General features: G+C 41.3%; 9 protein-coding genes. 7 read left to right on the top strand and 2 right to left on the bottom strand.

Features of this window, described 5'->3' with window-relative positions:
• Window positions 1-30: 30 nt before the first annotated feature.
• Window positions 31-837: an ABC transporter permease subunit gene (locus E4K67_RS06240; protein ID WP_135545556.1), complete on the top strand. Its 807-nt coding sequence runs from the start codon at window positions 31-33 to the stop codon at window positions 835-837.
• A gap of 325 nt (window positions 838-1162) precedes the next feature.
• On the opposite strand, the gene E4K67_RS06235 is transcribed toward E4K67_RS06240, so the two are convergent.
• Complete coding sequence (locus tag E4K67_RS06235; protein ID WP_135545555.1) at window positions 1163-2167, bottom strand: AI-2E family transporter; 1005 nt, start codon at window positions 2165-2167, stop codon at window positions 1163-1165.
• Window positions 2168-2428: 261 nt separating this feature from the next.
• Between E4K67_RS06235 and acs the strand changes: the two genes are divergently transcribed.
• The 6 genes from acs to E4K67_RS06205 all read left to right on the top strand — a co-directional run bounded on the left by acs (window position 2429) and on the right by E4K67_RS06205 (window position 10884).
• Complete coding sequence (acs, locus tag E4K67_RS06230) at window positions 2429-4750, top strand: acetate--CoA ligase (protein ID WP_135545554.1); 2322 nt, start codon at window positions 2429-2431, stop codon at window positions 4748-4750.
• A complete protein-coding gene (locus tag E4K67_RS06225) occupies window positions 4701-5156 on the top strand; it encodes a hypothetical protein (protein WP_135545553.1) in 456 nt (151 codons plus the stop codon). The genes acs and E4K67_RS06225 overlap by 50 nt, the downstream gene beginning before the upstream one ends.
• Before the next feature lie 117 nt (window positions 5157-5273).
• Window positions 5274-6971, top strand: coding sequence for a biosynthetic-type acetolactate synthase large subunit (gene ilvB / locus E4K67_RS06220; protein ID WP_135545552.1), 1698 nt, complete (start codon window positions 5274-5276; stop codon window positions 6969-6971).
• Window positions 6968-7465, top strand: a complete 498-nt coding sequence (ilvN, locus tag E4K67_RS06215) for an acetolactate synthase small subunit (protein WP_135545551.1) — start codon at window positions 6968-6970, stop codon at window positions 7463-7465. The genes ilvB and ilvN overlap by 4 nt, the downstream gene beginning before the upstream one ends.
• A 102-nt stretch (window positions 7466-7567) precedes the next feature.
• Window positions 7568-8554: a methenyltetrahydromethanopterin cyclohydrolase gene (mch, locus tag E4K67_RS06210; RefSeq protein ID WP_135545550.1), complete on the top strand. Its 987-nt coding sequence runs from the start codon at window positions 7568-7570 to the stop codon at window positions 8552-8554.
• A gap of 335 nt (window positions 8555-8889) precedes the next feature.
• Complete coding sequence (locus tag E4K67_RS06205; protein WP_135545549.1) at window positions 8890-10884, top strand: hybrid sensor histidine kinase/response regulator; 1995 nt, start codon at window positions 8890-8892, stop codon at window positions 10882-10884.
• Between the two features lie 192 nt (window positions 10885-11076).
• Here E4K67_RS06205 and E4K67_RS06200 read toward each other — a convergent pair whose 3' ends face one another.
• Window positions 11077-13134 carry an N-acetylmuramoyl-L-alanine amidase gene (locus E4K67_RS06200; protein WP_199242475.1) on the bottom strand — a complete coding sequence of 686 codons (2058 nt, stop codon included), beginning with the start codon at window positions 13132-13134 and terminating at the stop codon, window positions 11077-11079.
• Between the last annotated feature and the right edge of the window lie 113 nt (window positions 13135-13247).

Below are 13247 nucleotides of genomic sequence, written 5' to 3'. Positions count from 1 at the left end.
CTATAGTTATAGGCTTAAGGTGGGGTGAATATGAATAGGGCATTGTTTCGGGCAACGTTTAAACAGCATCGCAAGAAAGTAGCTGTCATTTCAATGGGGATTATTCTTTATGAAGGACTCTTAACCTGGGTTTACCCTGTGATTGCTAAAAATCCGGCGGTTACGGAGATCGCAGGGTCTATCCCATCTGCGGTAAAAACCGTTTTTGGGGTCCCTGAAAATGCCAGAACAGATACATTTGAGTCTTTTATATCGGGACAGTTTTATGCGAGGATCTGGGTAATGTTGATGGCCTTATATGGAATTCAAATTGCGAATGCTTTACTTGCCAAAATGGTGGATGATGGATCTTTAGCTTTTCTTTTGTCCACACCGGTCTCTCGGAGTGAGATTCTTTCAACTCAAACGGGAGTTATGGTCAGTACAAATGCTATTCTCGTCGCGGCTATGATCGGTGGAGTATATTTGGGCACATTTTGTTCAGGGATTAAAGTCGAACATGCGCGTTATATAGACCTAGGACTCTTAGGACTTTCTTTTTTCTCGCTGATAGAATTTTATAGTCTCTTTTTCTCAGCTTGGTTTGTTGAGGAAGAACGGGCTGTAACCTACGCGATGGGGTTAACGCTGGCCTTTTACGGTATGGATATTGTTGGAGGACTGAGCGATAGATTATCCTGGCTAAAAAACCTCTCACTGTTCCAATGGTTTCAGCCGCAAGAGGTACTAGAGGGAACAACAGACCCATTGTGGCCTATTATTGGGTTTAGTGTCACTTCAGCGGGTCTTTGGTATTTGACAAAAAAGGTGTTTGAGACTAAAGATCTTGCGATTTAGTAGGCCTGTAAGTCGCATAGGATAACAGGGAGGTTTCAATTCCAGCCAACATTCAAATAGAAATAAAGTAGAAAATTCCTTTTCCCACTTTATTTCTATGTGAATGTTGGAGCTATTTATCCAGCTTTTAAGCATTCCTGTAACAAAACTTGTTTTCCAGTTTGTTACAGACCCTTTTTGTTCGAGAATTGCCGTTATTTTCGAGGATTATACACCATTTCGTAGGTGTATAATCCTCTTTTGGGGGATAGCGCACCACCACTCAGAAAATTTCCAAGTTTTGTTACGCCTCCTCCGTACTCTTCAGGAAACTGGGCGGAAATGATCACTGAGATTTTACATCTATAAGATCCAGAAAGAATAGAAACAACGGTATTCCGAATAACAAACCCCATACTCCCATAAAATGTTCTGCCATGATCAAAATGATAAAGGTAAAAAACACTGGAAGTTTCGTTTTCATAGACATAAGTTTTGGATTTAGGAAATAGGCTTCGAGTGCATGCAACACAACAATCATGCCCAGGATATAGAGCACTTTTATTACTCCACCTAACTTAAAAGCGATGATTGATAGCGGGATTAATGAAATGAGAACCCCCGCTACGGGTATTAAGCCAAGAATGAAAATCATAAAACCTAAACCGATCACTTGATGAAATCCCATCATACTTAAAACGAAGGCTGACACAATGGAGTTAATAAATGATATTAGAATTTGAGTTTCCATTACTTTTGCAAAAGAATTAACGAAATTCCTGCCTAATTTCTTATAATAAGTATAAATAAAGCTAACTTTACTGTCCTCGAACCTATTTAGAAATTTAATTGTCTTATCTTTTTCTAAGATTAGAAATAGACTTAATATCAAAGCAAGAAAGATATTTAAACTGAATCTCCATATATTTGTAACTGATTGAATTAGGTAAGTGCCAGCTTCTGTTATGTAAGATTGAATATTAGTACTAATTGCTTCTCGAATCTGTGGATTTATTGCGTCTTCATAACTATTAATATCAAAATTGCTTAACTGGACTCCGATAAACATTAATTGTTTAGTTAAAATAGGTATATATCTATAAATAAAAAAGACAATCGCCGAAGCTAAGATAATAAAGATAGTAAAGGTGATCCCCGTCCTATTTACGGGAATTAACTTAATAATTTTATGAAAGAGGTAATTCTGAATCCCATACAAAATAAATGAAAACATAAAAGTTAATAGGAGCAAATTCATCATTGGTTTGATGCTGATAATTATGCCAAGCAAAAGCAGTAAAGATAGCATTTTTCTAAACAAATTACTTTGTAAGAAATTTTTAAATTCCATTAAAATATTGAGCCTCCTGAATATTTACTAAAATGACTTTAAATTTTCGCTTATATCTATAATATCATGTTATATCGACAGTATCAAAGAGGTAAGCTCTTTATAGTCTTATTATGTCTCTTGGCAATGGTTATAAAACTATGGACTATCACCAGTTCTGTAATAAGTTCAATAAATAATTAGAAAAATATAAAAAAATGTATTAACATTGCCTCCATTTTGTTGTATTATATAACATACAACAAAATGGAGGTGTAATATATGAAAGAGAAACAACACGAAGGATTGCTGGAGGAAAAACGGTTGTTTTTCCCTCCTGAAGGGTTTTGTTCAAAAGCCGTAATTCAAAACCCTGAAATCCACGAACTAGGGCAGAATCGGACGAAGTTTTGGGACGAACAGGGAAAACGCTTGGACTGGTTTAAACCCTGGGACACAGTTCTAGAATGGAATCATCCATTTGCAAAGTGGTATGTTGGTGGCAAACTAAATGCGGCTTATAATTGCCTAGACAGACATTTGGAGGGGGCGCGTCGGAATAAAGCGGCGCTGATTTTTGAAGGAGAACTGGGAGATCGTAGAGTCTTAACCTATCAGGATCTTTATCGTGAGGTTGCCCAGTTCGCAAATGTGCTTAAGTCCTATGGGGTAGTAAAGGGAGACCGGGTGACAATTTATATGCCTCTGATCCCTGAGACTGTTATCGCGATGCTCGCTTGTGCTAGGATAGGAGCTGTGCACTGTGTTGTATTTGGTGGGTTTAGTGCAGAAGCTTTGAAGGACAGGATTCATGACTCTCGGTCAACGATTGTAGTGACTGCGGATGGGAGCTATCGACGAGGAAATAGTATTCCGTTGAAGGCTAATGTGGATAAGGCACTGCCTGTAACTTGTATAAACAATTGTGTAGAAACTATTATCGTCGTCAAGCGGACGGGTCAGCCTGTGGATATGCAAGATGAACGAGATGTGTGGTATCACGAGGTCATGAAGAATGTCTCGAGCGTCTGCCCAGCCGAACCCATGGATGCGAATGATATGCTTTTCATTCTTTACACGAGTGGAACCACCGGAAAACCCAAAGGGGTTGTTCATAGTGTAGGTGGTTATATGGTTGGGGTGTCAACAACCCATGAATGGGTATTTGACCTCAAAGAAGAAGATGTTTATTGGTGTACTGCTGATGTTGGTTGGATAACTGGACATAGTTATTTGGTGTACGGGCCATTAACAAATGGTTCAACGGTGGTTATGTATGAAGGCGCACCGGATTATCCAGAAAAGGATCGGTATTGGGAAATCATCGAGAAATATAGGGTAACAATTTTATATACTGCCCCCACTGCAATTCGGACGTTTATGAAATGGGGGGAAAGCTATCCAAGAGGCAGGGATCTTTCGAGTTTGCGGCTCTTGGGTTCGGTCGGAGAACCGATTAACCCAGAAGCTTGGATGTGGTATTACAAATATATTGGAGGAGAGCGTTGCCCTATTGTCGATACCTGGTGGCAAACGGAAACTGGTATGATTATGATGGCACCAGTTCCAGGGATTACGCCTCTAAAGCCAGGATCGTGTACGATCCCGTTCCCAGGTGTCCATATAGAAATAGTGGACCCTGAGGGCAATCTTGTTCCGAAAGGGGAGGGTGGGTATTTAGTGGTTCGTGAACCATGGCCGGCGATGCTTAAGACGGTTTATGGGGATGACAAACGATATGAGGATACTTATTGGAGTCAATTCGGGGGTGCCTATTCTACAGGGGACGAAGCAAAATGGGATGAAGATGGTTATTTCTGGGTGATTGGACGGGTTGATGATGTTATCAATGTCTCGGGGCATCGGATTGGAACGGCGGAAGTAGAAGGTGCTTTAGTTGATCATCCATCGGTTGCTGAAGCAGCTTGCGTAGGTAAGACTCACGAAGTAAAGGGCCAAGCGGTGTTCGCTTTTGTTAGCTTAAAAGAAGGAATTGTCATCCGCGATGAGCTGATTGATGAACTAAAAGCGCATGTTGTCCTAAAAATTGGTTCCCTTGCACGACCCGATGACATTTTTTTAACGGCTGAATTACCGAAGACTCGAAGCGGAAAGATTATGAGGCGTCTTCTAAAGGATATCGCCGATGGTCGGGAAATGGGCGATACCAGCACCCTTGCAGATGTTGCGGTTATAAATTTTCTGAAAAAGAATATTGACGCTCAGAAGAATCAAGCAGCGTTTAAGGCCGCGTTAAAGGTAGGGAGGAACAAGGTTATAATTCCTGACACTGCCGCGTTTAATCGCTGTATGGATGAGTCCAATGAAGGGTACAGTTATACGATATGGTTCGCTACACCAGCTCAAGATGGATCGCGTCATCCAAATACTCATTTTTATTGCTTTCAGTGGGTAGAAAGACTGAAGTTGGTGCCCCAAGTCGCCTTAGCTATCACAAATATCATGATAAACAATAAGGCTGCCGTCGAAGCAATCTTCGCGCACGGGACCCCGGATTTTAGCCATGCAGTGATCAATGAGGGAAGTATTACGGATGACTTGTCAGAGGAAGGACAGATCTGCTTTTTTGGTTCAGTGGGCTAGATTCTTAATGTGTCTTAAATGCCGCAATTTAGTTTTTACCACTACTGCCGAACAACCAAACAAGCATAGAAACACAGGTGTAGGAAGGACGTTTCTTCCTGCACCTGTGTCTTTTTTTCGGGCTATTTCTCCTGAAATTATAGGCTTACGGGTTTCCACTGCAGTGGGTGGAGAAAGTCGATTTGAAGTACTAGGTCATGAGTGCTTATGTGAACGTCGTCTTACATTTGATCTTTCGTTTGATGTTGCCAAAAAGATGACCATTTATGCTATAATTATGACTAAAAACTATCCGTTATATTTTATGGGGTTAATCGTTGACTTTTCTTTTAGCAAACTAGTGTTAGACAATCGAGTGAAGTGGTGGACTATTGGTACGGGAAAGTGTTACAAAAAGGATCTATAGCGCTTATTAACACTCACCTGAAATTAATCAAAGGGGATTTTGAGAAAGCTATTGATATGGTCGTGATAATATATTAGGTGAAGAAGCAACTATATGAAGTGCGGGAGGTTCAATCATTTGGAAATGACTGGAGCAGAGGCAATTATAGAATCCCTGAAAAACGAAAAAGTGGATGTGGTTTTTGGCTATCCGGGCGGGGCAGTCTTAACACTTTATGATGCTTTGTACAAAGCGGATTTCAACCATATTCTAACGAAGCATGAACAAGGAGCAGTACATGCGGCCGACGGTTATGCCCGAGCGACAGGAAAGGTTGGGGTTGTAATTGCTACTTCCGGTCCAGGGGCAACTAATCTCGTAACAGGTATTGCTACTGCCTATATGGATTCAATCCCTTTGGTGGCTATTACGGGGCAAGTTGCAGTTCCACTGATCGGAAGGGATTCCTTTCAGGAGGCAGATATTCGTGGGATTACAACCCCTATAACAAAACACAACTATTTGGTGAAGAAGATAGAGGATTTACCTGGAGTTCTTAAAGAAGCCTTTTATATTGCTCGCACAGGTAGGCCTGGGCCCGTGGTAGTTGATATAGCAAAAGATGTCTTTGTGGCAACTTTAGATTATCAATACCCCAAAGAGGTTAAGTTGCGTGGGTATCATCCATTGTATGAAGGAGATTCCGAGACGATTGATAAGGTCTTCGAGGAATTAAAGTTAGCCCATACTCCTCTTATTTTTGTAGGCGGCGGTGTTAATCTATCTAATTCTTCCGCAGAATTAAAGAGTTTGATAGAACAGACAGGGTTTCCTGTGATTTCAACTTTGATGGGTTTGGGATGTATACCGTTTGATCATCCCCAGTTCTTAGGTATGGTTGGGATGCATGGGTCTTATGCCGCTAATATGGCGACGACGGAATGTGATTTGATGCTTGGCATCGGAGTTCGTTTTGATGATAGAGTCACTGGACTCTTGAGCGAATTTGCTCCTAAGGCTAAGATTATTCACTTTGATATCGATCCGGCAGAAATTAACAAAAACGTGTTGGCCCATCTGCGTGTTCTCGGAGACATAAAATGGTCAATTCCTGCTCTATCTCAGCGGGTGAAGGAAATCTCCGACGAGTTAAGAGAACAAGTGTGTCCTTGGACAGAGAAAGTCAGTTTCTGGCAACGAGAAAAGCCTTTAACTTACAAGCCGGATACAGATCTTGTTATGCCCCAAGCGGTCGTTGAGAAAGTTAGTCAGTTGACACAAGGGGATGCTGTGATTGTTACCGATGTGGGACAACATCAGATGTGGGCTGCGCAATACTACGGATTTAAAAATCCGCGCTCGTTGCTCACTTCAGGGGGGCTAGGGACGATGGGCTATGGTCTTCCCGCTGCTCTAGGAGCCCAATGTGGGTTACCTGATCGTACGGTGGTTCTGTTTGTCGGTGATGGTGGATTTATGATGAATTGCCAGGAGCTAGCGATGGCAGCCGATTATAATTTTCCAGTAAAAGTACTGATCTTTAATAATCAGTCTTTAGGTATGGTCGCTCAATGGCAAAGAATGTTTTACGGGGGACGTTATTCCCACACAAGTCTCAAAGGACACACAGATTTTGTGAAATTGGCAGAAGCGATGGGTGTGACTGGTTTAAGAGTGACTAAACCAGAGGAACTTGGCATTGTCCTTGAAGAAGCGTTGGCTACGCCTGGCCCTGTGGTAGTGGATATTCGGATCCCGGAAACAATGGATGTCTTGCCTATGGTTCCATCGGGCGCCCGATTGGATCAGATGATTTTTGGGGAGGTAGACGCATGAAACATACACTCGCTGTTTTAGTCGAAAATAAACCGGGCGTTTTAACCCATATTTCTGGACTAATTAGTCGTCGAGCCTTTAATATTGAAAGTATTGCAGCCGGTTATACGGAGGAACCCGATACAACAAGGATTACGATTGTGGTGGAGGGAGATGAGATCGAGCAGGAACAGGTTGTCAATCAATTGTCAAAATTAGTAGATGTCATCAAAATTAGTGACCTTACAGCGGTAGAGTCGATTCAACGTGAGCTAGCATTGATCAAAGTGAAAGCAAGTGTTAATACACGGTCAGATATTATTAATATTGTCGAGATTTTTAGAGCAAGCATTGTAGATGTTAACCGAGAGACGATGGTTATTGAGCTTTCAGGTGACGAAACTAAGATAGATGCCCTATGCCAGGTACTAGAGGATGATCATGGAATCATTGAAATTGTACGTACAGGTAAGATCGCTCTCTCTCGGGGACCAATTCCGGCAAAAGACCAGTGATACAAAAGGCAAATGTTATGGAAAGCTAGTCAAAGACGCATAGATCGTATAATTGTAAAAAATGAATACAAATTTCAGAGACACTTGGAGATGAGGAAACGCATGCTATTGCCGCTTAGCCGAATACCAGAACTAAGTCCGAATCGTCAAGCATTTCCCTTGATTAAAGAATTTCTCAATAGAAGTGAACTGCTTCAGATTAAGGTTCACAAACAAAATGGGGTAACAGTGATCGACTGCGGTGTTAATGTCGAGGGCAGTTGGGATGCTGGAATTTTATTTGCTGCTGTTTGCCTTGGAGGGCTGGCCCAAGTAAAACTACAATGGATGGATTTTGACGGGTTGCGCTGGCCGTCGGTTGAAGTAGTCACGGATCACCCTGTGCGGGCATGCATGGCATCACAATATGCTGGGTGGCCTATTAAACTTGGCAGGGGGGTGACTATGGGTTCCGGTCCAGCATGCGCTATTGTTCATAAGGGTAGTCTGTTTAGGATGTTGGGGTATGAAGATCATTCTGAGACAGCGATTATTTGCTTAGAAGGTAGGGAACTGCCATCGGACGAAGTAATTCAGCATATTTTACAGGAGTGTCACTGCGATCCCAGGAATCTTTATATCTTAGTAGCGCCAACTGCATCTCTGGTGGGTTCCGTACAGGTAGCTGCACGAGCCTTAGAAACTGCCCTATTTAAAATTAGGCGGTTGGGCTATGACTTAGGAAATATTATTTCTGGTTGGGGTGTTTGCCCTATTCCACCTGTAGCGCGTGATACTCGAAGTGCTTTAGGACGGACCAATGATGCGATTTTTTATGGTTCATCGGTTCTCTGTAACCTTCGTGATGACGATGAAACGTTGGAACATCTGGTAAAACAAGTTCCGTCCTGTTTTACTAGAGGGTATGGAAATGCTTACATGGAAGCACAAACAACATCTAACAATTTTTTCAATATAGACCCAGATCAATTTACTCCAGCAGAAATATGGTTGTGTAATTTAAACAGTGGCAGATCTTTTCATGCTGGATCCTTACGTCCAGATATTTTACGGAGATCATTTGAGCTAGAGACAAACTCATGCATATAGGTGCTTGAGACTAGATGACCTCTTTGGCAAATATAACAATCCCCACGGAACTTCGGATTACGCGAAGTTCCCTTTTTATTGCATTTTTCGGCTATATTAGTATTATTCGATAAATAATCATGTCTATTTCGACAAAAATTGCGCAATAGTTGTGACATAATTAAAATGTATTAAATTTCTAAAATAAATATTATTAATTAATACAAGCAGATGTATTTGGCAAAACGGTTCGATTAGTGATTACTTGCTTTTACATGAGGAGTATCCATCACCACAACCTGGGAAAAAAATTTTAGAAAACTAGTATTTGACTACTAGGTTACGGAGGGTTGATTGTGAAGAGTATCAGCGAGGACAGTTTGGGCAGGGAACAGGTTTCTTTTTATCAGGATGAGAAGAGTATTCGGGTTATGTTTGAAAACTTGATTGATGCCTTTGCCTACCATAAAATGCTGTATAACTCCGAAGGTAAACCGGTTGACTATGTCTTTTTGGAAGTAAATAGTGCTTTTGAAAAGCTAACAGGTTTAAAGAGAGAAACGATTATCGGTAGAACTGTCCTTGAGTTCTATCCGAACACGGAAAGTTATTGGATTGAAACATATGGTCGGGTTGCCATGACAGGAGTCTCAGAGAAACTTGAAGACTATTCAGAGGAACTCGGCGCTTGGATTGAGGTTAATGTTTGTTCACCAAAGAAAGACCATTTTGCAACAATATTGCATGCTAGCACAGAACGTAAGTTACAAGAACTGGAACTTCGTAAATCTAAGGAACGATTGAGTCTGATTATTGAGCACTCTCAGTCCGCATTCTATAGAACGAATACTGTCACTAACAGGTATGATTATATGAGCCCAGTGATCGAAAAACTATCGGGGTATACTCCTCTGGAATTAATGGACAAGCCCATAGAGTGGCTTTTAGAAAGAATCCACCCGATGGATTTGCCCATTGTGACACAAGGACTGTACGAAGTATCGTCACGAAGTAATGTCTCGGTCGTAATCGAATACCGCATCTTGTGTAAAGACGGTCAATATCGCTGGTTTAGCGACCGTTGTAGTACAATTCAAGAAGATGATGATTTGGATCCCCAGTATCGTTATGGAGTTGTAGAAGATATCACCAAACGCAAAAGATTAGAGGAAGAACTTCTAAAAGCAAAAGTCCAAGCCGAATCAGCAGATTCAGCGAAAAGTATGTTCTTGGCCAATATGTCTCATGAAATTAGGACCCCTATCACTGAAATAATGGGGATGATTCAACTCACGCAGATGACAACGAAACTCAGTGAGAGTCAACAGGAATATCTGAGCCTGTCTAAGATTGCTTGCGATTCCCTTTTGGTCATTATTAATGATATTCTAGATTACTCAAAGATTGAAGCAGGAGTTATGAAACTAAATATTGCGGGTTTCAGTACCAGAAGCATGATCAATGAGGTGGTAAGTTTGTTTCAGCTTTCGTCGAAGAAAAAGGGTTTAATTATGGAGGTCTTGGTTGGAGAGGATGTCCCTGACAATCTTTTAGGTGATCCTTTTAGGTTGAGACAAATCATTTCGAATCTGCTTGGAAACGCTGTCAAATGCACAAAAGAGGGAAGAATCGATCTTTATATTAAAAAGATTGAGGATCTTCATAACAATAGAGTCAAACTAGAATACATCGTCAAAGATACGGGTATCGGTATCTCTCCTGAAAATATGGAGTTGCTATTCAATAGCTTCAGTCAAGTAGGTCGTCTGTCAAAAGGCCAATACGGTGGAACTGGTCTGGGACTTGCCATATGTAAACGGTTAGTGGAGATGATGTCCGGCGAAATATGGGTAGATAGCATAGAAGGCGAGGGCAGTAATTTTCATTTCACCTGTATTCTGGACAGACAGGATTGTGAGGACGGTTCCGCATTAGAACCTGTCGCGAAACCCCTGGACTATAGCAAAGAAACGTCTCAAAGTCTCTTACTCGTAGAGGATAACGCTGTAATCAGGCGGTTTGTAGAAGAATTAGCTAAGAAAAAAGGTTGGCAGGTTACCGTGTCCGAAAACGGAAAGGAAGCTGTGAATTGCATTCGGCAGAGGAAGTTTGATGGTATTCTGATGGATATTCAGATGCCTGTCATGGATGGTTTCATGACTACCGAAATCATTCGACAAATGGAAAAAGATACTGGTTGTAGGAGAACACCGATTATAGCTATGACTGCTTATGCCCTAAAGGGAGATAAGGAAAAGTGCTTGGAGGCAGGGATGGACGATTATCTAACTAAACCGTTGGTCGTGGATGAATTTTATGCAGTCGTTTCACGCTGGACCAATGCCAATTAACTCTTCTTTATTGAATTAATCAATGACCAAGGAGATAAAGAATATATGCGGTAAAATAATATTGAGATTTGATTATAATAAAAAGCCGGCTATTGCCGGCTTTTTATCTTATTATAAGCTCCCTCTTCAAGTGGTGGTACCCGGTACTCTGCATCGGTCTCGATCTTTAAATTAATTGAGCGAGTTTACATACTAATCTTGGGATAGGGGGCTTTTATAATACTTATAGATGCCTTGGAAGATGGCACTGGCTACATTTTTTTGAAATGTTTCGTTTTGTAACCTAGCTTCTTCATAAGGACTCGAAATAAAGGCGGTCTCTAGCAAAATGGCAGGCATTGTGGCATTTCGTAAAACATAAAAGCCAGCTTGTTTGACTCCGCGGTTATTTGTTCCTAGTGTGTCGATGGCAGCAGATTGGATACTGTTGGCAAGGAGTAAACTCTCTGCTTTTTTAGAACAATCATCGGAATAATAAGTTTCAGTGCCTTGAGCAGTAGGGCTAGAACTACTGCCGTTATTATGGATGCTAATAAATAAGTCGGGTTTTGTTTCATTGGCTATGTTCACCCGGGCTTGAAGGTCCTCTAATTCAGAATAATGCGCTGCCGGAGTAATATCTTTATCTCGTGTTAAGATTGTCTTTGCGCCTGCTTGTTTTAACATATCATTTAAGGCAAGTGCTATAGCCAAGGTGTTATTTTTTTCATAAGTATGATTTGGGCCAATTGCCCCTGTATCTGGTCCCCCATGACCGGGGTCAATTAAAATTGTTTTGCCCGCTAAAGAGTTAGCAGGGATCCCTTGAAAAGGATCAACGAGAACTTCCTTGGCTGGATCATAAGTGGTAGGAACAGTAGGAGGTGTAGTAGTGGGAGGTGTAGTAGTAGGAGGTGTAGTAGTATCGTCGCCCCTAGAAGGAGTCTCTGGTTTTTTAATTTCCGAGGGAAGGGTGGGAAATTGTTTAAGATTATCCTTATATTTCGAAGAAGTTTTCCCCTCAATAATGTTTTGGGAGTTAGAACTAATAATTGCTGTTCCGCCAAGGATATAGACTGTACCATTCACACTTAAGTCAAGGTTGGTCGTTGAATTGATGTTATACGTTGTGGCAGGGCTAACATAGTCCGCAGAAATCCATCCAGTTTTGGATTGATAGGTAGTTTTGTACCATTGGCCTTGCTTTTCGCTAAGATCAACAGTAGTGCCATTTGGGATGGTAAGCAGTGCAGTTCCTGTTGCTGAAGGAGAATCTCTTAGATTTAAGCCACCTGAGGCAGTGACGATTCCTTTTTCAAGGTCATTGTTGCTGGTACCTTCATCGGTATTCTTAGTTGGAGGCTCAATTTTCATATGTTCTCGCAAGAGGCTGTAGACTGAGGGCGGAATATCTTCCTTTTCAGTTAGTAGAAGGGGGGCCTTGAATTTAGAAGCAAGCACAGTACCTGCGACGGCATCCGGAAAAGTGATGCCGGATGCTAAGAAAATATCATCCGATATATATGTAGCTTTCATAAATGATGTGACTTTGGCATTAGTTTCGTATCGGTCTAGACCGGCCAAACGGGTTTCGACAGTTAATTTATTCTTAGTCAAGTTAGCAGAAGGGATGACAGCTTCCCCACCGATCACAATTAAATGCTTAGGTTTATTCTCTGTATAATATTGAATGACGGAATTAGGAAGAGTTGTTGATGTAAGAACTATGGGGATCTGTTTAATTCCTGCGAAGGTAGCGGCAGATAATGCATCGGGGAAATCATCTCCGTTAGCAAGGATGAGTGAATCGCTCGATAAATGATTGGCAAGAAGAATAGATGTTTCATAACGATCCGCTCCGCCGATTCGTTCGTAAGGTAAAGATAGTTCCTCAAGCTCTTTTTCGATAGAAGGTTGTAAACAAGCGGTTCCGCCAAGGAGAATAATCTTATTAGGTTTCAAGCGATTTAGTTCGGTGAGAACACGTACGTCAATTGAGTCTCCTTTAGTCAGTAAAATCGGAGCATTTAAGCTGACTGCAAAAGGAGTTGAAGCTATAGCATCGGGGTAATCGGAGTATTCGCATAAAATAACTGTTTGAGCTGAGTCCCATCCTTTATGAGATATCTTAAGAGCCGTTTCGACCCTGTCTTGTCCGGATATACGCTCTGCTGGGAAAACCAATGGGCTAGCGGGCGTTACTAAAGGCGTGCTTAATAGTACCGCAAGTGATGTAATTAGCGTATAAATTATTTTTTTCACATGGTTCATCCTTTCGTATCGAGATATGAAGATTATACCATAAATCTGTATGGTTTTTGGTATAATTTATACTCTAAAGTAGTTATGATATGATAAAATTGTCGAGATAGATATTTTGGTGC

The organism is Desulfosporosinus fructosivorans (assembly GCF_004766045.1).
Lineage (GTDB): Bacteria > Bacillota > Desulfitobacteriia > Desulfitobacteriales > Desulfitobacteriaceae > Desulfosporosinus > Desulfosporosinus fructosivorans.
The sequence above is the reverse complement of the archived record's forward strand: the minus strand, read 5'-3'. Positions and strand labels throughout refer to the sequence as shown.